The following is a 20,872-nucleotide window of genomic DNA, read 5'->3' on the forward strand; positions in this document are numbered from 1 at the left end:
GTGGTTAGCGTCAACCCGGTGACGACTCTTGCAACCAAGCGCATCAGGCCTGCCGAGCTGAAACGGCCGAAGCGAACGCGCCTCGGTGCTCTCGAACGAGCGGTCATGGACTACCTCTGGTCCGCGAACCGGCCGACAACCGTGCGTGAAGTGCACGAACTGCTTTCGGCAGACCGTGTGCTGGCCTACACGACCGTGATGACAGTGATGAACCGGCTCGCGCGCAAGAACCTGCTCGTCCAGCAGCGGGACACTCGCGCACACCGGTTCGTGCCGGTGCGGGGACGGGCGGAGTTGGTCGCCGAAATGATGGTCGACGCCTTGCACGAAGCGAGCGAAGCCGACGGCAGGCGTATCGCGCTGGTGCATTTCGTCGGCAAGGTCTCCGCTGACGAAGCGGCAGCCCTGCGGCGGTCGCTCGCCGCAATCGAAGCGGCGGAAGAAGCTAGCTGAGCGCCTTGGCGGGTCCGCCGACCGTGCCGAAGACATGCCGCGTGCCGATCGGAACGATCAACGGACGGTCCGATACCGGGTCGTCGATCACGGTCGCCTCCAGATTGAAGACCTCGCGTAGTAGGTCGGCCGAGATCACGTCCTGCGGTGGACCGGACGCCACTATCTTTCCGTCCGACATGACGACCAGGCGATCGCTGTAGCGAACCGCGAGGTTCAGGTCGTGCAGGACCATCACGACGGTCCGGCCCATTTCGCTGTGCAAGCGGTCCACGAGGTCGAGCACCTCGACCGAATGCGCGAGGTCGAGGTAGGTCGTCGGCTCGTCGAGCAACAGCACGTCAGTGCCCTGGGCCAGTGCCATCGAGATCCACGCCCGCTGACGCTGCCCGCCAGACAGTTCGTCGAGGGGCCGGTCGGCGAGGTCGGCGATTCCGGTCAGCGCGAGCGCTTCGGCCACTTCCGACTCGTCGTCGGCCGACCACTGCCGCACCCACGATTGGTGCGGGTGCCGACCGCGTGCAACAAGATCGGCGACAGTCAAGCCTTCCGGCGCGATCGGTGCCTGCGGAAGCACGCCGAGAATCTTCGCGACGTCACGAGTTTTCATGCTCGAAATCGCCTTGCCGTCCAGCAGGACTCGACCCTGCTTCGGGGCGAGGAGCCGCCCGAGCGACCGCAGCAGCGTCGACTTTCCGCAACCGTTCGGGCCGATCACAGTGGTTATCACGCCACTGTCAAGCGCGAGGTCGAGTTTGTCGACGACCACGCGGCTGCCGTAGCCGAGCGTCACGCCTTCGGCGACAAGTCGCTTTCCGAGGTCCGTCATACGGTCACTTTCCGGTTGGAGACGACAAGCAAGTACAGCAGGAATACGCCGCCCAGCGCTGAGGTCACGATGCCGACAGGGAGGTCGACGGGCAGGATCGTCCGCGCAACGATGTCGCTGCAAATCACCAGGATCGCCCCGACCAGCGCGGACGCCAAGATCGGCTCGACAGGGCACCGCTGGATGCGGCGCGCGATCTGCGGCGCGGCCAGCGCGACGAAACCGATCGGACCGGTCACCGCTGTGGCGAGCGACGCCAGAACGACCGCGGCGAGCAGCAACGTGGTCTGCCGTAACTGCAACCGGACACCCAGCGAGCGCGCTTTGTCGTCACCGAGCCGAAGTGTCGCCATCGTCGGCACCGAGATCAGCGCGAACGCACCGGCGACAGCGAACCCGACAGCAAGCGGACCGACCTGCGACCAGTCGGTCGAGTTGATCGAGCCGTTGAGCCAGATCTGGGCGCGGATGACGTCGTCGAGCTTGCCGAAGACGAGCAGCCATCCGATCCCCGCGGTCATCATCGCGTTGATGCCGATCCCGATGAGCACGATCCGGAATCCATCGAACCCTTTCGACCACGCCAATGCGTAGATCGCTACGGCAGTCGCGAGGCCACCGGCGAGTGCCGCGGCAGGAACGCCGAACTGGTGCAGCGCACCACCGGTGGTCGCGCCACCGAGCACGATCACCGCAATCGCGGCCAGGCCTGCGCCCGCGGTGATGCCCAGGAGGTCCGGACCCGCCAGTGGGTTACGCAACGTCGATTGCGTGAGCGCCCCCGCGACGCCGAGCGCTGCACCCGCAAGGATCCCGATGAGCGCGCGCGGCAGCCGCAGGTCCATGACGATGACCCGCTGGGCGCGCTTTCCGCCGCCGCCGAGCACGTCGATGACCTGGCCGATCGAGAGCGGATACTCGCCACGGCCGACGTCGACGCAGAACAGGACGAACAGCACGGCCGCCAGCATGACCACCACGACGACCGCGTACGGGCGTACGACCGCCGACGCCGGACCTACCCGCAGCGGCTTGCGCTCGACCTTCAACTTGGTACTCATACGGCGACCAGCTTCCGCCGCCGCACGATGGCGATGAAGAACGGGGCCCCGACCAGCGCAAGCACGATGCCCACATGCAGTTCACCCGGTCGGACGACCACGCGGCCGACCACGTCGGCGAGCAGAACGAGCAGCGCACCGAGCAGGCCGGCATACGGGACGAGCCAGCGGTAGTCGGGTCCGGTGATCGCGCGGGCGATGTGCGGGACAACCAGGCCGACGAACGCGATCGGTCCGCAGGCCGCCGTCGCGGCTCCTGCAAGCAGGGTGACCGCGAGCAGTCCGACGGCGCGGTTGACCGCCACATTGCTGCCGAGTGCGCGGGCGACGTCGTCGCCGAGGTTGAGGACGTTGAGCGCAGGAGTGTTTGCCAGTGCGAGGGCCAGGCCCAGCAACAGGAACGGCGCCACCTGCCAGAAGACTTCGAGGTCGCGACCGGCGATGGACCCGACGATCCAGAAACGGTATCCGTCCAGGGTGGTGACGTCGAGCAGAAGGAACGCGTTCGTCAACGCCTGCAAGCAGAAGCTGACGGCTGCACCTGCCAACGCGAGGCTCAGCGGGCTGGTGCTGCCCGACCCGATCGACGCGATCCCGAACACCACGACTCCCGCGACCAGCGAACCTGCCAGCGCGAACCAGATGTACTGATTCGGCATCGTGAAGCCGAATGCGTACATCGAGAGGACCACCAGGAACGCGGCACCGGCGTTGAGCCCGAGCAGTCCGGTGTCAGCGAGCGGGTTGCGCGTGTGGCCTTGAATCAGGGCGCCGGCCACACCGAGCGCGATCCCGACCGTCAGGCCGAGAATAGTTCGCGGGATTCGCAGGTCGCGGATGACCTGATCGGTCGGCAGACCGGTCGGCGAGAAGAGTGCATGCCGAATTTCGGACAGACTCATCGGCAAAGCGCCGATGGCGATGCTGGCCATCGACGCGATGACGAGAAGCCCCAGTAGGACGGCAATGCCGAGGACCCGGCGTTCGCGAGTTGTCACCGTCGATCGGCCGCGCGCGCCTCGACAGGAGGCGCATCACGGTTTCCCCGGCCTGCCGGGCGGAGCACTCGGTCCGACATAGCGCCAAGGCAACTGAGGTTCGGAAAACCTGGCCCCTGCGCCAGACCGGAGAGGTTCGGCAAGAACAGCTTGGGCGTCAGCCCGCGGACAGCGAGGTCGTACCCGATCGACGTCTCGACGCGCATCTGATTCAGCGGCCAGCCGACGGAGAGTTCGATCATGTCGACGGCGTCCGAATCGAAGAGTTCGAGGAACCAGAGCGGCTGACCGCCCGTTGCATCGACGACGAGGTCGAATGTGTGGGTCTGCTCGGGCCGCATGTCGTTGTGCAACGTCAATGCGATCATCTCGCCCTGCTCCTGCGCGCGGATCACGCGGCCCTGCAGATGATGAATCCTGTTGTCGCCGAGCAGAGTTTCCTGGACGCGCACCGAGAAGACGCCGCGGTCCGTACGGCGGATGACGTCACGCCGTTCGTCGTTGCTCAGCGCACTCCACTTCGACGGATCGCTGAACAGCGAGTTCTCGAAGTAGCTCTCACCACGGGTGTAGAGCGTGGCCATCGGCGAGATTACGGAGATGGTCATCGCGTCGTGGCGCGCCAGCTCGTCGAGCGCCGATCCTGCCGTTTCGCCACCACCGATCACCGCGGCCTTCGAAGAAACCGGGAGTTGGCGCCGCCCGGCGAGATCCCAGAAGTCAGCGATGCTCAGCACCTTCGTGTGGCTGTAGAGCGCCTTCGTGCTGACGCCGGGACCGGTGATCATCAGCCCGTCCGCGGAGATCCGAGTTTCGGTGCCGTCCGCCGCCTCGACGGCGACGTCCCAGTTCCCCCCTTGCGCGGAAATGGCGCGGACTCGCCCGATCACAAGGTCGAGGTCGGCCTTCTGCGCGACCCACTGCAAATACTTCGCCCACATGTGGTGCTGCGGGCTAGGCCTGCCGCGGTCGATCCATTCGGCGTAGGTGCCGTGATCTATGAGGAACGAAATCCAGCTGAAAGCCATCATCTTGTCGTTGATAGCGTGGTTCTGACCGCGTACCACGTTGGACCGGTACGGGAACCCGATGTCCTTCTCCGGACTCGTGCCGAGCCTGTGGTTTCCGTCCGTCCAGCCGCCGCTGGCCATCCAGTTCGCCCCGACCGCATGTGCCTCGACGACGACCACGCGCGGCGCCGGCAGCCCGAGTTCGCGCATGACGGCGGCCTTGGCGGCAACAGCGAGAGCTTTCGGTCCGGCGCCCACAACCAGAAGTTTGTCCACCGGGTACTCCAACTCCTTCGCGGGCGAAACCGAGCGATGCTCAACTACAGGGTCCGGTAAGCCTAGCCTAACTACGGTGTTCCGTTACTAAGGGCGCTTCGACCTCGTGTATCTCGATCTACCGCCAAATCGGCTACCGTGGTGTCACCGACTTCTCGAGATACGCCTTCAGCTAACTGCCGGCAATCAGCACAGGTGCTGCGCCGCAGGCCCCGACCAGCATCGCAAGCTGGGGCGGGCGATTGTGAAGCTTTTCACAACGGCGTGCGATGACTTCAACCTCACGCAAGTACCTGTCACCCTGAGTTCAACCCCTGAACTGATTTGGAGTCCTCCATGAGCAGACACTTGGCCGAATCGGCCCCCGGCAGCGCGTTGGGCAACGGCCTGACGTGGCTCGGCGGTGGCTACGCAGCCAGTTCGCGAGACACTCACGACCGTTCGGCATACCAGGTCACAGGTTTGATCGTCCTGCTCGCAGGCCTCCTGGCCTGGCTCGTTGCGACCGTTGCCGTCGCCGGTTCGACGACGGTCTCCGTCGCGCTCATTGCTCCGTTCACCCTGGTCGTCGGCCTGCTCGTCGGTGCTATCGCCCGCACTCTCGCAGGCGGGCGCCCGACCCGCTGGTACGGACTCCTCGGCCGCGGCCTCATCGCCCTGTTCATCGGTGTTGTTCTCGGCGAGTTGGCCGCGATCGGTATCTTCAGCGGCGCGGTCGACCGCGAACTGGACCAGCAAGCCGTCGAACGCACCGCCGGCGCCCCTGCCGTCGTCCTCGCGACCGACAACCTCGACAACCTCCGCACTGCACGATCGGGCCTGGACAAGGCCGTCGACGACGCCCGCGTCCATATGAACGAAGCGTTCATCCGCGCCAACTGCGAATTCAACCCACAGCCGACCTGCCCGCCCGGCATCACGGGCGTACCAGGATCGGGACCCCAGACTCGCTCGGCCAACGAGATCTACCTCGACGCCAAGGATGCCCTCGCACTCGCAGAGTCGAACCGCGACCAGCAGGTTGCCTCGCTCGACACCGAGATCGCGCAGGGCGCGACAGCGCTGGCCGCTGCGAAGGCCGCGGCTCCGTCCGATGTCGATCGCGGGTTGAGTGGCCGCTGGACCGCCATGCACGACTACACCGTCGCCAACCTGGGCGCGATGATGCTGCGCCTGCTGACGATCACGTTCTTCGCGGTCCTCATGCTGCTGCCCCTGCTGCTCAAGCTGTGGCGCGGCGAGACCCTTCTCGACCGCAGCTCGGACGCCGAAGCTGTCCGCCAGCGCGCCGAGATCGAGGCAGACACCGAGATCGCGCTCAAGCGCGCAGCCGTTCGCGCAGAAGCCGAGAAGCTCTGGGCCGAGCAGAAGCTCACCTCGGCACGTTTCGCAGCCGAAGCGGAAACGGCTATCGAGCGCGAGCATCACCGGCGTCGCGTCGCGGCCGCCTTCGACGAGAACGCCTACGGTCAGACCCAGCAGCTTCCGCGAAGCCTCGACTTCGCACCGGTGGCCGCACTACCGGCCGGCACCGGCGCCCAGGAGCGCACTCCGATCGCCGACGCGGTCGAGGCCGAGATCGCAGAGGCAGAACTTGCCGATGCGCCTTTGGACTACGCTCCCGGGCGCGAGATTGCCCGTGTCGGGCACAACCTGCCCGCAACGCCGGACCGACTGCCCGCTGTCGCAGCGCCCAAGCAGAAGCAGCAGCCGAAGGCCGAGCCGGCGAAGCCGCCGTCGGTCGGGTTGCCGCGCCTGAACCCGCTGCCCGACCTCGCACGCACCGTCACCGGCATCGGCAAGTCGCTGGTGCCGGACGTCGTGAAGAATTTGAGCAACGCGAACCCGGTGAAGTCCGCACGCTCGGTCTTCGAGGAGTTCGAGGAGATCAAGTTCTCGTTCTCCCGCAAGCGCACGGTCACGATGGACGAGCAGAAGCCCGACGAGACCGCGGTGTACCGCCAGGCAGAGCAGTTGACGCAGGCACCGCAGGAACAGTCCGCGCCTGCTCTCTCGCGAATTCACTCGACGCGCGTCGTCGAGGGTCCGCGCCCGCAGAACCAGTACGGCCTCGATTACACCCCGTGGAACACCGAAGCCCTGGGCGTCGGCACACCCGAGGACCTCTCTCGTGGCCTCACCGGACGTGAGGGCGACCGCGAACTGGTCGAGCGCGAAGGTCCGGCTGCTCTCGACGAGCGTCAGGGCCCGCGGGCGCTGCCGTCGGCCTAGCTACTTCGACTGCGGCAACTTGACCGCTCCGCGTTTTGCTGCAGGTGCGGAGGGCGGCGGAACGACGGGCCCGATGTCGCCGTCCGGAGCTTCGTCGAGGTCGACGATCACGGGTGCGTGGTCGCTCGGCCCAGTTCCCTTGCGCGCGAGGCGGTCGACCCAGGCCGCTTCGACGCGGTCGGCGACGGCAGACGACGCGAGCACCAGGTCGATGCGCATGCCGAGATCCTTGTGGAACATGCCCGCGCGGTAATCCCAATAGGTGAAGATCCGCTTGTCCGGCCACCGGTCACGGACCACGTCGTGGAGGCCGAGGTCCAGCAGATCGGTCAGCGCCTTGCGCTCCGGAGCGGTCACGTGGGTCTGGCCGACGTAAGCGTTCGGGTCGAAGACGTCGGCGTCGGCAGGCGCAATGTTCACGTCACCGCACACCATGGCGTCGGCAGGTCCGGTTCGGACCGACTCGCCCAGCGCGGCCAGCCATTCCAGCTTGTATCTGTAGTGGTCCGAGTCGGGTTCTCGACCGTTCGGCACGTACACCGAGTGCACCCGGACCCCACCGCAGGTCGCCGCGACCGCTCGCGCTTCGGGATGCGGAAATCCGGGACCGCCCGGCAAGCCGACCTCTATGTCCGCGACGCCGACCCGAGACAGGATCGCCACACCGTTCCACTGCACTTCGCCGCTCACCGCGATTTCGTACCCGCGCTGCGCGAGTTCTTCGCCGAGCAGCGCCGTGAAGGCCTCGTCGGTGAGCTTGATTTCCTGCAGACAGACCACGTCAGGCTTGCGCTGGTCGAGCCACGGCACGAACCGCGGCACCCGCTGCTTGACGGAGTTCACATTCCAAGTCGCTACCCGCACGATTCCCAGGCTAGCGAAGCCCGGCGCGGCTCCGGGCCCCTCCGCCAGTGTGCACTTATTTGCGGTGATACTCGGCCGATGCGACAGCAGGTGCACTCTCGGCGAGGTGGGGAGGCGGGCTAGCGAGGTCCTCGGCCGAATCCCTCTTCGGGAGGGGCGAGGTCGACGAGCAACGCCCGTCCGGCAATCGCGCAGAGGCGACTCGCGGGAAACGAGACGTCGGCATCGTCGGGATCGACGATCCGGACGTTCGACAACGGAAACGTCCGACCGCCCCGGACGACGTAGCCGCCGCCAGCGGAGATGTTGCGAATCCAGTCGGTCTTGTCGCCGTAGAACAGCGGAACGACGAAAGTGCCGCCACTCGCAAAGCCCACGACCGGCGTGCGGTAAGTCTTTCCCGATTTGCGGCCGCTGTGCACGACGACCGCATACGGCTTCAGAACCCAGGCGTATTGCCGCTGAATCGGATTGGTGACCCACCGGTTCGCACGGGCAACCCGGCTCATGATCTGTTCTCTCACGACTGCCACACCTTTCCGTCGATTGCGACCAGCGTATCGACCCGGCTGCCGGACACCGCCGCAACCGCGTGCCGGCCGAACCGCTGACCCGAAAAGGCGAATTGCGATGTTTACCCTGTCTGGATCGCGTCCGCGCTAGCGTGAACGCCGTGATGCTCGAGGCGTTGAGGGAGCAGACCGGCGAAGGTCTGACGCAGGTAATCGAACTCGCGGTGGCCTTTGGCTTGTCCGCGTTGATCGGACTCGAGCGCGAGCTCAAACAGAAGTCAGCGGGCATCCGCACCTACACCGTCGTCGGCTTCGCGGCGGCGCTGTGGATGCTGGTGAGCAAGTACGGGTTCCAGGACGTGCTTTCCGACGGCACCGTGATCGTCGACCCATCGCGTGTGGCCGCACAGATCGTGGCCGGCGTCGGCTTCATCGGTGGCGGAATCATTTTCGTCAAACGTGATTCCGTGCGCGGGCTGACCACCGCGGCAGGAATCTTCCTGACCGCAGCGATCGGCGCGTGCGCGGGTGCAGGCCTTGTGCTGCTCGCAGCGGTCGCGACAGTCGCGTACTTCATCGCGGTCTTGGTGCTCCCGCTGATCGGCGATTTCGCCAAACGCCACCTCAACGCCCCGAAGCCGCCGATTCGCGTGCATTTCCTCGACGGCCGCGGGTTGTTGCACCGCATCGTGGAGATCGTTCGCGAGGCGGGCTTCCAGATCGAAGACATTTCTGTCACCCAGCGCAATGCAGTCGGCGCCGCTCCCGAACAGACCGACGCACGATCCACCCTGGAAGTGCGCATTTACGTTGCCGGTAAGGGCGACGTGCAGTCGGTCGTTTCGGAACTGAGCGAACTGGAAGGAATCATCACCGTCTCGACAGTCGACGACGAATCCGACGCCTACTGACTTACGGCCTCAGAGCCGCCCCGCCGCGAAACTTGCCCCGTTGAAGGCCATTCCGTTGAAGCTGTAGAAGACGTGCAGCGCGTTCGGCTGGCCGACCGGTGAACCGTCACAGATCGTGTCGCCACCGACGCAGTAGTCCGCAACCTTGCCTCCATAGAGGGGTCCGACCACTACGGGCGGTGCTTCGACGTCTCGCATCCAGCGATCGGACGGCTTGCCGAACAGAACGACCGCCGAGACGTGGCTCGCTACCTCGGGCGGCATCGGGGCGGGCAGGCTCGATGCGTACTCCGGGCGCACGCCGTCCGGAACCCCGGCCATCGTGGTGAAGCCGGCTACAACGGCACCTTGGGAGTATCCGCCGAGGACAATTTTGGTTCCGGGGCAGGCCGACGCCATGTATTCGACGTGCGCCTGCGAATCCCTGACACCGTCGACCACTGTGCGGGCGAGCGGAATCGGGTTGCCGAAGTCGGCGCTGGCCTCGTAGTTCACCGCATAGGCGCCCACCGACCGACCGGGCGTTTGCAGGCGCAGCGATTCGACGAACGCGGTTCCGGTGATGCCGAGACCCGGCGGCTCGGCGGTTCCCCGCGCGAAGACCACCTCTACGTCGGGGCATGGCGCCGCAGAAGCCGTCTGAACGGACAGTGTGAGCGGCATCGCAAATGCCGCAATTGCGGCACCTACGAACGGCACGAGGACACGGGCAGTCATGTTGCGAAGGTTACATTCCACTTCGGCTTATTACCCACCGACGATCGATCCCAAGCGCCCGGGACAGAGAAAACAGCTTCGTTACCTTTCCTCCGCACATCGAACGGAGGATCGGGATCGTATTCGAGCGTCGTAGGCGTTTCAATGCGTGGTTGCAGGCCTGTGTGTTCGGCGCATCCCGTAAGCCTCCGGGATCGGCCTACGAGCTCAAACACAAAGGTCACGACCTCTTCCGAGTTCGTGACCTGATGTGTCGCAGTTCATAGAACTGCTCAATTGTGGGCGAAGGGGGACTTGAACCCCCACGTCCCGAAGGACACTGGCACCTGAAGCCAGCGCGTCTGCCATTCCGCCACTCGCCCGAGCGACCGAGGAAGATTATCACGCCGGTACCCGTGGTCACGAAACGGGTTTCCGCGAGCGTCGAATCTGTCGGATAGCACCGGTAGCGCCGATGATAGATATCATGGCGAGACCGGTTCGACTTCGTGACACGCTCACAGAAGGCGAGCCCGCACGCCCGAAGAACTCGCCGAGAGGAGGCTCCTGATGAAGATCGTGCAACGATTCGAGCGGAAGCTGCAAGGCGCCGTCGGTGACGCGTTCGCCCGGGTGTTCGGTGGCAGCGTCGTCCCCCAAGAGGTCGAAGTCGCGCTGCAGACCGCTGCGACGGACAGTGTCACAGAGCTCGAGGGCGGCCATCTACTGGCACCCAACTGTTATGTCGTGACGATCAACGCGTCCGATCACGAGAAGCTGGCCGCCGACCACGACTTGACCGTTCGCACGTTCTCCAAGCATTTGGAGGACTACATCCGCGAGCAGGGTTGGCAGACCTACGGCTCCGTGCTCGTCGAGTTCGAGGCGTCACCCACTTTGCACACCGGTCAGTTCCGCGCGAGTGGACGAGTAGATCCGGACGTCGACCGCACGCAGCGGCCACCCAGTCAACGACCACCCGCTACACCGCAACCAGGAGCCGGCGATATGACGCAGAACTCAGGCTACGACCCGAGCCGTGAGGCCGCCGATCGTCCCGGCGACGACCGTCATCAGCAGGGCCAGGATCCGCGCTATCCGCAGCAGGGTGGGTACGCCCAGCCTGGCTACCAGAACGGATACGACCAGCAGGGGGGCTACGGGCAGCCGGGCCAGCAAAACGGCTACGACCAGGGCTACGGCGGCGGCTACCAGGGCGGATACGACCAGCAGGGGCAGCAGCCGTACTCCGACCAGGCGTATGGCCAGCAGCCCTACGGCCAGCAGGGGTATTCCGACCAGGCCTACGGCCAGCAGCCCTACGGCCAGCAGGGTTACGCCGATCCCAACTACGGCCAGCAGGGCTACTCCGACCAGGCCTACGGCCAGCAGCCCTACGGCCAGCAGGGCTATGGCCAACAGGGGTACGGTCAGCAGCCTGCCTACGGCGACCAGGGCTACGGCGGCGGCTATGCCGCACCGGCAGCCAACTACACGGCGACGTTGCAGCTCGACGACGGCAGCGGTCGCACCTATCAGCTGCGCGACGGCAACAACGTGATCGGGCGCGGCCAGGACGCGCAGTTCCGGCTCCCGGACACCGGCGTTTCGCGCCGGCATTTCGAGATCCGGTGGGATGGGCACGTCGCAATGCTGTTCGATCTTGGTTCGACGAACGGCACCACGGTCAACGGTTCACCGGTCGGGCAGGAATGGCAGCTCGCCGACGGCGACCTGATCCGCGCCGGACACTCCGAGATCCTGATCCGAATCCTCTGAGCCGCCGCGCGTCTCGACTCGGACACCGCGTTTCGCTATGTCAGATAACCCGGGCCGATTCCGTATCGTGATACCTGATCTCTATCGTGTTCTCGAAGCGTTGCCAGCACCATATGATGCTGCCAACACCCGCAGTGTGCCTCGACGGTTCGCTGCGGGCTGCCGTGCAACAGTCCGGGCGAGGCGAGGAGGTAGATCGCGGTGCAGGGCCTGATTCTGCAATTGACCCGAGCAGGCTTTCTCCTCGTGTTGTGGCTGTTCGTCTGGGCGGTGCTGCGGACGTTGCGAAGTGACATCTACGCGGCCTCGGGCATCCGGATTCAGCCGCGTCAGTCCCGCAGCAGCAACGTCCTGCCGTCGTTCAACCGGCACAAGTCCGCGAAGCATCTGATCGTGACGCAGGGCTCGCTCGCGGGTACTCGCATATCTTTGAGCACTCAACCTGTGCTGATCGGACGGGCCGACGACTCGACACTCGTGCTCACAGACGACTATGCATCCACTCGTCACGCTAGATTGTCTCCTCGTGGCTCGGATTGGTACGTCGAGGATCTCGGGTCCACTAACGGGACCTATCTCGACCGAGCGAAAGTGACGACTGCCGTGCGCGTGCCGCTGGGGACGCCAGTTCGGGTCGGCAAGACCGTGATCGAGCTGCGATCGTGACCCTTGTACTGCGCTATGCCGCGCGAAGCGACCGCGGCCTCGTCAGATCCAACAACGAAGACTCCGTATACGCGGGCGCTCGCCTCCTTGCGCTTGCCGACGGCATGGGCGGCCACGCCGCCGGTGAAGTCGCGTCGCAACTCATGATCGAGGCGCTCGCGCACCTGGACGACGACGAGCCCGGCAACGATCTGCTCGGCAAACTCGAGGCCGCGACGCGCGAGGGCAACGCATCGATCGCGGACCAGGTCGACGAAGAGCCCGAACTCGACGGCATGGGCACGACGCTCACCGCGATTCTCTTCGCCGGCACCAAGCTCGGCCTCGTGCACATCGGCGACTCGCGGGCCTACCTGCTGCGCGACGGCGAACTCGCGCAGATCACGCGCGACGACACGTTCGTCCAGTCGCTCGTCGACGAGGGCCGGATCACCGCCGAGCAGGCACATTCGCATCCACAGCGTTCGCTGATCATGCGGGCGTTGACCGGAAACGAGATCGAGCCGACGCTCACGGTTCGCGAAGCGCGCGCCGGTGACCGCTATCTGCTGTGCTCGGACGGGCTTTCGGATGTGGTGAGCGACGAGACGATCGCCAACACGATGCGTGAGGGCAACCAGGACGAGTGCGCGGACCGGTTGATCGAGCTTGCGCTCCGCAGCGGTGGACCCGACAACGTGACCGTTGTGGTCGCCGACGTCATCGACCTCGATTACGGCCAGAGCCATCCGATCGTCGCCGGTGCGGCGTCGGGTGTGGACGACGACACTCCCCCGCCGAACACGTCCGCGGGCCGAGCGGCTGCGATGCGCCCACCGCGCGCCGCGCCCAAGCGACTTCCGCTGGTCCGCGAAACGCCGCCCAAGCAGAGTCACAAATTGCGCTGGCTGCTCATCGCAGCTGGCGTCGTGGTCGTCCTGTTGATCGGAATCATCGTGGCTGCCAAGATGATTCGCAACAATTACTACGTCGCCGAGCGCGACGGCGAGATCGTCATCCTGCGTGGAATTCCGTTGTCGGTACCCGGCTATTCGTTCGAAGACGTCTTCCGAAACGGCTGCGTCGACAATTCCGGCGCGCTGACGATCATCACGCCCGACGCGGACCATCCGGGCTGCCGCCTGCTGGAGAACAGCGACCTCACGGACGCCGCGCAGAGTCAGGTCAGCAGTGGTCTGCCAAACGGTTCCTACGACGAGGCCGAGGCCACGATGCGCCGCCTCATCGCCGAGAACTTGAAAGAGGTCTGCAAGCCGGAGCCGGCCACGCCGACGACCACGCCATCTGCGACACCGGGCCCGTTCGTCCCGCCGGTGACCGAAACCCCCGCGCCGCCGGCGCCGGCCGACCAGACCGAGACACCGCAACCGCCGACCACGACGACACCGGCTCCGACGACGACCTCACAATTGCCGGCACCCCAATGCAGGCCGGGGAACTGAATGTCGTCGTCCCCCGAACCCCCGGCCAAGGCGAGACCCGCGCCATCCTTTCCGAGCCCACCAGGTGGTTTCGCCCCAGCGCCGATCCAGTCGAATCGGCGCAACATCGAATTGCTGCTGCTCGGTTTCGCGGCGCTGCTGACAACGTTGTCGCTGGTGCTCGTAGAAGCGAGCCAAGAGCAGTCGATCACCTGGGACCTCGTCAAGTACGGCCTGGCCTACATGGCGTTGTTCACGATCGCCCACCTGGGTGTTCGGCGGTTCGCACCGTATGCGGACCCGTTGCTGCTGCCGATCGTCGCCGTGCTGAACGGTCTGGGCCTCGTCCTCATCCACCGACTCGATCTCGCGTCGATCGAGGAGGCCAAATTCGAAGTTGCCGAGTGCGCGGGCAAGCCCGACTGCGACGTCATCATGCCGGACCCCGCGGCCAATCAGCAGGTGCTCTGGACCTCGCTCGCCCTGATCGGCTTCCTCGCCGTACTGGTCATCCTGCGCGATTACCGGACGCTCGCGCGCTACGGCTACACGCTCGGACTCTGCGGCCTGGTGTTGCTGGCGATTCCGGCGCTTTTGCCGAGCGCCTACTCGACGACCAACGGTTCGAAGATCTGGATTCGCCTGCCCGGCTTCAACGTTCAGCCCGGTGAGTTCGCGAAGATCCTGCTGATCATCTTCTTCGCGTCGATACTCGTCGCGAAACGCGAGCTGTTCACGACCGCCGGCAAACACTTCCTCGGTATGGACTTCCCGCGCGGGCGTGACCTCGGACCGATACTCGCCGCATGGGTCATCTCGATCGGCGTGCTCGTCTTCGAGAAAGACCTCGGCACCTCGATGCTGATCTTCTCGACGGTACTGACCATGCTGTACATCGCGACCGGGCGCGTGGGGTGGGTGCTCATCGGCGGCGGTCTGCTGATCGTCGGTTTCATCTTCGCGTACAACGCCTTCAGCCACGTACGCCTGCGGACCGACGTCTGGCTCGACCCCTTCGCCGACCCCGACGGTGCCGGGTATCAGATCACGCAGGCGCTGTTCGGCCTTGCCACGGGCGGAATCTTCGGGACCGGCCTGGGTAACGGGCGCCCCAACCAGGTTCCGCTGGCGAACACCGACTTCATCATCTCGACGATCGGTGAAGAGCTCGGCCTCGTCGGTCTTGCCGCCGTTCTCGTGCTCTACCTGGTGTTCATCGTGCGCGGTCTGCGAACCGCGCTCGCCGTGCGGGACAGCTTCGGCAAGCTCCTCGCCGCCGGACTGTCGTTCACGATTGCCGTCCAGCTGTTCGTGGTCGTCGGCGGCGTCACCAAGTTGATCCCGCTCACCGGCCTCACAACCCCCTTCGTCTCGTACGGCGGGTCGTCGGTGCTGGCGAACTACATTCTCCTCGCGCTGTTGATCAAGATTTCCGATGCCGCGCGTGCCCCCGCCCCGGCCAAGAAGAGCGTGCAAGCCCCGATCGCCGATGCCCCGACTGAAATGCTGAAGAAGCGATGAACGCCGCCCTGCGTCGTGTGTCCATGACCGTCCTGGCGATGGTCGTGGTGTTGCTCGCCAACGCGACCTACGTTCAGGTCATCAACGCCGACCACCTGCGACTCAACCCGCTCAACAAGCGGGTCTCACTCGACGAGTACTCGCGCCAACGCGGCCAGATCAGCGCCGACGGTCAGCCCTTGGCGGTGTCGGTGCCCACCGACGATCGCTACAAGTACCTGCGGACCTACCCGACGAGCCCGCTGGCGTACGCACCCGTCACGGGTTTCTATTCGATGCACTACGGCAGCACCGGATTGGAGCTCGCCGAGAATCAGGTGCTCAACGGGTCCGATGATCGGCTGTTCGGGCGCCGGTTCTTCGACTTGCTCTCCGGTCGCGATCCGCGCGGCGGCAACGTCGTCACGACGATCAAGCCGCGCATGCAGCAGGTCGCGTACGACGAACTGACGTCGAAGGGCTTCCGCGGCTCGGTCGTGGCAATCGAACCGAGCACCGGAAACATCCTTGCGATGGTGTCGACGCCGAGTTTCGACCCGAACCTGCTCGCCGGTCACAACCCGGGCGTCGTCGCGCAGAACAAGGACCTTCTCGAAAGCGACCCCGATCATCCGACGCTGAATCGCGCTGTGTCCCAGCGTTACGCGCCTGGTTCGACGTTCAAGGTCGTGGTCGCGGCGGGCGCGCTGAGCAACGGCGCAAGCCCGGACCAGCAGGTGACGGCAGCGCCGAGCATCACTCTGCCGGGTACCAATACGCAGCTGCCCAACTACGGCAATTCGCACTGCGGACCCGGCGGCGGCGCGACGACGACCCTGACGGTCGCGTTCGCCGAGTCGTGCAACACCGCCTTCGCCGAGCTCGGAATCCAGCTGACAGACGCGGACCTGCGGGCTCAGGCCGAAGCATTCGGCATCGAGTCGACCTCGACGATCCCGATCGAAGTTGCCGCAAGCACGGTCGGTGCGATCGAGGACGACGCTGAACTCGGCCAGGCCAGCATCGGGCAGAAGAACGTGGCACTTACGCCGATGCAGAACGCAGTGATCGCCGCGACCGTCGCAAACGGTGGTCTGCGGATGGAACCGCATCTGGTCGCCGAACTGCAGGGTCCGGACTACTCCGACCTCGCAACCACGCGGCCGGCATCCGTCGAGCAGGCGATCAGCCGCGATGTGGCGGCACAGCTGACCAACATGATGATCGAGGCCGAGAAGCACGCGGAGCTCGGAATCGTGAACGGCTCGTTGCCCAGCGCGCAGATCGCGTCGAAGACCGGAACTGCCGAGCACGGTGACGGCCTGCCGCCGAACGCCTGGTATATCGCGTTCGCACCGGCTGACGACCCGAAGATCGCGATTGCGGTGATCGTCGAGGACGGCGGAGACCGCGGACAGTCCGCGACGGGCGCATCTGTCGCCGCTCCGATCGCTCGAGCTGTCATCGCCGCCGGTTTGGATAAATAATGAGCGCGACAGTTCTTTACTCGGGGACGGGCCGCCGTGTGGGCGTAGTTGCGCGCGGCGATGATGGGGGTGCGGACAAGTGCTGAGCAACGGCGCCCTCATCGCCAACCGGTATCGCTTGCAGCGGCTGATCGCGACCGGTGGCATGGGACAGGTCTGGGAAGCCACCGACAACCGGCTCGACCGGCGGGTGGCGGTGAAGGTTCTCAAGGCGGAGCTTTCGGCCGATCCGACGTTCAAAGAACGCTTCCGCACAGAGGCCCGAACCACCGCGATGCTGAACCACCAGGGCATCGCGGGCGTCTACGACTACGGCGAAACGACCGATCCCTCAGGCGGCGAGACCTCATACCTCGTCATGGAACTGGTCGCGGGCGAGCCACTCAACGCGGTGCTGGGCCGGGTCGGTCGACTGTCGATGCAACACGCCCTCGACATGCTCGAACAGACCGGCCGCGCGCTCGAGGTCGCGCACGCCGCCGGCGTGGTGCATCGGGATGTGAAGCCGGGCAATATCCTCGTCACCCCGACCGGTCAGGTGAAGATCACCGACTTCGGCATTGCCAAGGCGGTGGACGCCTCCCCCGTCACCAAGACCGGCATGGTCATGGGTACAGCGCAGTACATCGCGCCCGAGCAGGCTCTCGGCCAGGACGCGACGTCCGCGAGCGATGTTTACGCGCTCGGCGTGGTCGGCTACGAGGCACTGGCGGGCAAGCGGCCGTTCGTGGGCGAAGGCGCGATCACCGTCGCGATGAAGCACGTTCGTGAGGCCCCCGCGCCCCTGCCCGAGGACCTACCGCCCAACGTCCGGGAACTGATCGAGATCACACTGGTCAAGGATCCGACGGGCCGGTACAGGAGCGGCGGCGAATTTGCCGACGCCGTCGCGGCAGTCCGTGCCGGTCGGCGGCCACCGCCGCCCGGTGCCGTGCCAGGCGGTCCGCAGTCGGCAGTGCCGGGATTGTCCACGCAGATGGGTACCGCGGCGATGCCCGCTGTCGCGCCGACGCCGACCGGTGCCGCGCGCGTCCTCCCGCCACCGCCGCCACCCACGCAGGCGACCCAGATCATGTCTGGGAACAGCGAATTCTCCCGTCCCGCACCGGTTTACACGCCTGCGCCACATCGGCGCCAGCCACCACCGAGAGGCGGCATGTCGCCGGGGCAGAAGGCGCTTGCGGGCATCGGCGGCACAGCACTGCTCATCGCTCTGCTGCTCGCCGCATGGCTCGCTCTCAAGGGCAACGACGACAACCCGGCGCCGACCGGTAACACCTCGACCCTCGAACAGACGACCGTCGAGCGGACGACCGTGCCCGAGACGACGACCACCAGAGAAGAAACCACCGAGCCGACGACGACCGAACCTTCTACGACCACCACGACCACGGAGTCCACGACTACGACCACCACCACGACAACCACGACAACGACGACCACCCCGCCGACCACGACGACGCCGCCGGTCACTCAGCCGACGTCTGCGGTCAGCCCGTCGCGGCCGCTCGGGCTGCCGACGCTCACCGTTCCCACCGGTGGCTTCACGCTGCCGACGCTAGGACCGCGATGACGACGCCGCGCAAACTCTCGGCCCGGTACGACCTGGGTGAGATCCTCGGCTTCGGTGGCATGTCCGAGGTGCATCTGGCGCGCGATCTACGGCTCAGCCGGGACGTGGCGATCAAGGTTCTGCGCGCCGACCTCGCGCGCGACCCAACGTTCTACCTGCGGTTTCGCCGGGAAGCCCAGAATGCGGCGGCGCTGAACCACCCCGCAATCGTTGCCGTCTACGACACCGGCGAGGCGGAAACCGAGGCCGGGCCGCTGCCGTTCATCGTGATGGAGTACGTCGACGGTGACACGCTGCGCGACATCGTCCGGGCCAAGGGCCCGATGACGCCGCGCAAAGCTATGGAGGTCATCGCCGACGTCTGCGCTGCGCTGGATTTCAGCCACCGCAACGGCATCGTGCATCGCGACATGAAGCCCGCGAACATCATGATCAACAAGGCCGGCGCCGTGAAGGTGATGGATTTCGGCATCGCCCGTGCGATCGCGGACAGTTCCAGCCCGATGACGCAGACCGCCGCGGTAATCGGTACGGCGCAATACCTTTCGCCCGAGCAGGCCCGGGGCGAGCAGGTCGATGCACGCTCGGATGTGTATTCGGTCGGCTGCGTGCTGTTCGAGATCTTGACGGCCGAGCCGCCGTTCAAGGGCGATTCGCCCGTCGCGGTCGCTTACCAGCACGTTCGCGAAGATCCGCCGATGCCGTCGTCGGTGCACGAGGGTGTGCCGCGCGAGCTCGACTCCGTGATCCTCAAGGCGATGAGCAAGAACCCGGCGAACCGCTATCAGTCTGCGGCAGAAATGCGGAGCGACTTGATTCGCGTCCTCGGCGGTCAACGGCCCGTCGCGCCGACGATCATGACCGAAGAGGACCGCACGACGATTCTCGGCGGGGGCGATCCACCGCCGCGCCGGCATCGCGCAGCGGTCAAGGACTCGTACGGCGCCGACATCCCCGACAACGACGAGGATGACGACGACGACGGTAAACGGCGCGGCTTGCGCATCACCGCGATGATCGTCGCGGCGCTGCTGGTGGTCGCCTTCGTCGGTGTCTTCCTCTGGTTCAAGGGACCAGGTTCACGACCCGACCAGGTCGAGGTTCCGAACGTCGCCGAAAAGTCCGTGTCCGATGCCGAGGCGCTCCTCACCAACGCAGGATTCGACGTCAATCGCGTCGACATCTACAGCTGCCAGGGCAAACCGGGCGACGTGATCTCCACGAAGCCGCTGTCCGGCTCCCGCAACGACGAGGGCAGCGAGGTCACCCTCGAGGTCTCCAAGGGCCCGCAGATGGTCAAGGTCCCGAGCCTTCTCGGTAAAACCAAGACCGAAGCCGAAGCGGAGGCCGGCCGGCAAGGCATGACGCTGGCCGGAGACACCAGCGAAAAAGAGTCGACCAGGGCAGACGTCGGCAAAGTCGTCGTGCAGACGCCGGCCGCGAACACGATCGCGAACAGCTGCTCGCCGATCGAGCTCACCCTCGGTACCGGTCCCGCCCAGCTCGAGGTCAACAATGTGGTCGGTCGGCCGATCAACGAGGCCTCCGCCGCGCTCGACTCCCGGGGCTTCGTTGTCGTCATCGAAGAGGTCGTTTCGCAGCAGCCCGTCGGCGAAGTCGTCTCGACGGACCCGCCGGGCGGCACGCAGAAGGACCGAGGCAGCACCGTCACCGTCCGGGTGTCGAAGGGTGACACCGTACCGATGCCGGACCTCCTGAACCAGGACGTCGGCAGGGCGCTCGAATTGCTGCGCGCCGCAGGTTGGGCGGCCCCGAACGAACAGCTGATTCAGACCCAGGAGCCGACGCTCGACCGTGCCAAGATCGGCAAAGTGGTGACACAGCAGTTCCCTCCGGGAAGCCCACTACCGCGAAACGGGCCTGTTGCCGTGTCGATCGGGATAGTCGGCATCCCGCGCTGAGGCGCGACTCACGCCATCGCGGCGGCCACCTCGGCTTCGAGCGTGGAGACGAGCCCTTCGGTCGGGCGGTCGCCGCACAGGCTGAGCCAGTTGGCGAGCATCCGGTGCCCACCCTGTGTCAGGACGGATTCCGGGTGGAACTGGACACCGTGGATCGGCAGGGTGCGGTGGCGAAAGGCCATCACGACGCCACTCTCCGAATGCGCGGTGACCTCCAGCTCAGCCGGAATGGTCTCCTCGAGAACCGTCAGTGAGTGGTACCGGGTTGCGATGAACGGGTTCGGCAGCCCTTCGAGCACGCCGACGCCGGTGTGGTTCACGACGCTGGTCTTGCCGTGCAGCAACTCTGGTGCGCGATCGACCGTGCCACCGAAGACTGCGCCGATCGCCTGGTGCCCGAGGCATACGCCGAGCAGTGGTGTCCGTGCGCGGGCACACGCCTCGACGAGACCCATCGTTGCACCGGCGCGCTGCGGGGTGCCCGGTCCCGGGCTCAGGAGAACACCGTCGAACTGGGCTGCGACGGCGTCGAGATCAGCGAGATTGGGGTCGTCGTTGCGCCACACGGTCGCTCGCGTGCCGAGCTGGCCCAGGTATTGGACGAGGTTGAACACGAAGCTGTCGTAGTTGTCGACCACCAAGATCCGCATACCAGCAGGGTACGTGGTGAAATCCGGCGAGG

General features: G+C 65.8%; 17 protein-coding genes, 1 tRNA gene and 1 pseudogene. 10 read left to right on the forward strand and 9 right to left on the reverse strand.

Annotated features, from left to right (window positions below; genetic code table 11):
* The first annotated feature begins 57 nt into the window (after positions 1–57).
* Entirely contained in the window at positions 58–453 is a 396-nt protein-coding gene (locus tag JGU72_RS17090) for a BlaI/MecI/CopY family transcriptional regulator (protein WP_267909239.1), read from the forward strand.
* Here JGU72_RS17090 and JGU72_RS17095 read toward each other — a convergent pair.
* The 4 genes and pseudogenes from JGU72_RS17095 to JGU72_RS17110 all read right to left on the reverse strand — a co-directional run bounded on the left by JGU72_RS17095 (position 446) and on the right by JGU72_RS17110 (position 4,627).
* Entirely contained in the window at positions 446–1,282 is an 837-nt protein-coding gene (locus JGU72_RS17095; RefSeq protein ID WP_199685133.1) for an ABC transporter ATP-binding protein, read from the reverse strand. The genes JGU72_RS17090 and JGU72_RS17095 overlap by 8 nt on opposite strands.
* Positions 1,279–2,343 carry a FecCD family ABC transporter permease gene (locus tag JGU72_RS17100; protein WP_199685134.1) on the reverse strand — a complete coding sequence of 355 codons (1,065 nt, stop codon included), beginning with the start codon at positions 2,341–2,343 and terminating at the stop codon, positions 1,279–1,281. Before JGU72_RS17100 ends, JGU72_RS17095 begins: the two co-directional genes overlap by 4 nt.
* Positions 2,340–3,347, reverse strand: a pseudogene (locus JGU72_RS17105) (FecCD family ABC transporter permease); the annotation flags it as partial. The pseudogene JGU72_RS17105 and the gene JGU72_RS17100, both read right to left, overlap by 4 nt.
* Entirely contained in the window at positions 3,338–4,627 is a 1,290-nt protein-coding gene (locus JGU72_RS17110) for a SidA/IucD/PvdA family monooxygenase (protein WP_199685135.1), read from the reverse strand. The pseudogene JGU72_RS17105 and the gene JGU72_RS17110, both read right to left, overlap by 10 nt.
* A gap of 336 nt (positions 4,628–4,963) precedes the next feature.
* On the opposite strand from JGU72_RS17110, the gene JGU72_RS17115 reads away from it, so the two are divergent.
* Positions 4,964–6,859, forward strand: a complete 1,896-nt coding sequence (locus tag JGU72_RS17115) for a DUF4407 domain-containing protein (protein WP_199685136.1) — start codon at positions 4,964–4,966, stop codon at positions 6,857–6,859.
* Here the strand turns inward: JGU72_RS17115 and JGU72_RS17120 are convergent, their stop codons facing one another.
* Together JGU72_RS17120 and JGU72_RS17125 are read right to left on the reverse strand one after the other, a co-directional pair.
* The gene (locus JGU72_RS17120) at positions 6,860–7,723 is read right to left on the reverse strand and encodes an exodeoxyribonuclease III (protein WP_199685412.1); all 864 of its coding nucleotides are present in this window, start codon (positions 7,721–7,723) and stop codon (positions 6,860–6,862) included.
* A gap of 119 nt (positions 7,724–7,842) precedes the next feature.
* Positions 7,843–8,247, reverse strand: a complete 405-nt coding sequence (locus JGU72_RS17125) for a PNPOx family protein (RefSeq protein ID WP_199685413.1) — start codon at positions 8,245–8,247, stop codon at positions 7,843–7,845.
* Between the two features lie 152 nt (positions 8,248–8,399).
* Here JGU72_RS17125 and JGU72_RS17130 point away from each other — a divergent pair, with 152 nt between their 5' ends.
* A complete protein-coding gene (locus JGU72_RS17130) occupies positions 8,400–9,146 on the forward strand; it encodes an MgtC/SapB family protein (protein WP_199685394.1) in 747 nt (248 codons plus the stop codon).
* A gap of 9 nt (positions 9,147–9,155) precedes the next feature.
* Here the strand turns inward: JGU72_RS17130 and JGU72_RS17135 are convergent, their stop codons facing one another.
* Together JGU72_RS17135 and JGU72_RS17140 are read right to left on the reverse strand one after the other, a co-directional pair.
* Positions 9,156–9,863, reverse strand: coding sequence for a cutinase family protein (locus JGU72_RS17135; protein ID WP_199685137.1), 708 nt, complete (start codon positions 9,861–9,863; stop codon positions 9,156–9,158).
* 279 nt (positions 9,864–10,142) lie between these two features.
* Positions 10,143–10,225, reverse strand: a tRNA-Leu gene (locus JGU72_RS17140).
* Positions 10,226–10,412: 187 nt separating this feature from the next.
* Here JGU72_RS17140 and JGU72_RS17145 point away from each other — a divergent pair.
* The 7 genes from JGU72_RS17145 to pknB all read left to right on the forward strand — a co-directional run bounded on the left by JGU72_RS17145 (position 10,413) and on the right by pknB (position 20,190).
* The gene (locus JGU72_RS17145; protein WP_199685138.1) at positions 10,413–11,621 is read left to right on the forward strand and encodes a DUF3662 and FHA domain-containing protein; all 1,209 of its coding nucleotides are present in this window, start codon (positions 10,413–10,415) and stop codon (positions 11,619–11,621) included.
* A gap of 201 nt (positions 11,622–11,822) precedes the next feature.
* Positions 11,823–12,287 (forward strand): FHA domain-containing protein FhaB/FipA, encoded by a 465-nt coding sequence (locus JGU72_RS17150; protein WP_199685139.1) that lies wholly within the window; start codon positions 11,823–11,825, stop codon positions 12,285–12,287.
* On the forward strand, positions 12,284–13,729 hold the full coding sequence (locus tag JGU72_RS17155; protein ID WP_199685140.1) for a PP2C family protein-serine/threonine phosphatase: 1,446 nt from the start codon (positions 12,284–12,286) through the stop codon (positions 13,727–13,729). The genes JGU72_RS17150 and JGU72_RS17155 overlap by 4 nt, the downstream gene beginning before the upstream one ends.
* Positions 13,730–15,229: an FtsW/RodA/SpoVE family cell cycle protein gene (locus tag JGU72_RS17160; RefSeq protein ID WP_199685141.1), complete on the forward strand. Its 1,500-nt coding sequence runs from the start codon at positions 13,730–13,732 to the stop codon at positions 15,227–15,229.
* Positions 15,226–16,695: a peptidoglycan D,D-transpeptidase FtsI family protein gene (locus JGU72_RS17165; RefSeq protein ID WP_199685142.1), complete on the forward strand. Its 1,470-nt coding sequence runs from the start codon at positions 15,226–15,228 to the stop codon at positions 16,693–16,695. Before JGU72_RS17160 ends, JGU72_RS17165 begins: the two co-directional genes overlap by 4 nt.
* A gap of 79 nt (positions 16,696–16,774) precedes the next feature.
* Entirely contained in the window at positions 16,775–18,268 is a 1,494-nt protein-coding gene (locus JGU72_RS17170; protein WP_199685143.1) for a serine/threonine-protein kinase, read from the forward strand.
* Entirely contained in the window at positions 18,265–20,190 is a 1,926-nt protein-coding gene (pknB, locus tag JGU72_RS17175; RefSeq protein WP_199685144.1) for a Stk1 family PASTA domain-containing Ser/Thr kinase, read from the forward strand. The genes JGU72_RS17170 and pknB overlap by 4 nt, the downstream gene beginning before the upstream one ends.
* A gap of 8 nt (positions 20,191–20,198) precedes the next feature.
* Here pknB and JGU72_RS17180 read toward each other — a convergent pair whose 3' ends face one another.
* The gene (locus tag JGU72_RS17180) at positions 20,199–20,840 is read right to left on the reverse strand and encodes an aminodeoxychorismate/anthranilate synthase component II (RefSeq protein ID WP_199685145.1); all 642 of its coding nucleotides are present in this window, start codon (positions 20,838–20,840) and stop codon (positions 20,199–20,201) included.
* Between the last annotated feature and the right edge of the window lie 32 nt (positions 20,841–20,872).

The organism is Antrihabitans auranticaus, from assembly GCF_016481275.1.
GTDB lineage: Bacteria > Actinomycetota > Actinomycetes > Mycobacteriales > Mycobacteriaceae > Antrihabitans.

What these genes read in the sequence shown, in the direction of transcription:
- JGU72_RS17160 (WP_199685141.1), top strand. Translation starts at nt 13,730, where the DNA reads ATGTCGTCGTCCCCCGAACCCCCGGCCAAGGCGAGACCCGCGCCATCC.
- JGU72_RS17145 (WP_199685138.1), top strand. Translation starts at nt 10,413, where the DNA reads ATGAAGATCGTGCAACGATTCGAGCGGAAGCTGCAAGGCGCCGTCGGT.
- pknB (WP_199685144.1), top strand. Translation starts at nt 18,265, where the DNA reads ATGACGACGCCGCGCAAACTCTCGGCCCGGTACGACCTGGGTGAGATC.
- JGU72_RS17115 (WP_199685136.1), top strand. Translation starts at nt 4,964, where the DNA reads ATGAGCAGACACTTGGCCGAATCGGCCCCCGGCAGCGCGTTGGGCAAC.
- JGU72_RS17095 (WP_199685133.1), bottom strand. Translation starts at nt 1,282, where the DNA reads ATGACGGACCTCGGAAAGCGACTTGTCGCCGAAGGCGTGACGCTCGGC.
- JGU72_RS17130 (WP_199685394.1), top strand. Translation starts at nt 8,400, where the DNA reads ATGCTCGAGGCGTTGAGGGAGCAGACCGGCGAAGGTCTGACGCAGGTA.
- JGU72_RS17180 (WP_199685145.1), bottom strand. Translation starts at nt 20,840, where the DNA reads ATGCGGATCTTGGTGGTCGACAACTACGACAGCTTCGTGTTCAACCTC.
- JGU72_RS17135 (WP_199685137.1), bottom strand. Translation starts at nt 9,863, where the DNA reads ATGACTGCCCGTGTCCTCGTGCCGTTCGTAGGTGCCGCAATTGCGGCA.
- JGU72_RS17100 (WP_199685134.1), bottom strand. Translation starts at nt 2,343, where the DNA reads ATGAGTACCAAGTTGAAGGTCGAGCGCAAGCCGCTGCGGGTAGGTCCG.
- JGU72_RS17165 (WP_199685142.1), top strand. Translation starts at nt 15,226, where the DNA reads ATGAACGCCGCCCTGCGTCGTGTGTCCATGACCGTCCTGGCGATGGTC.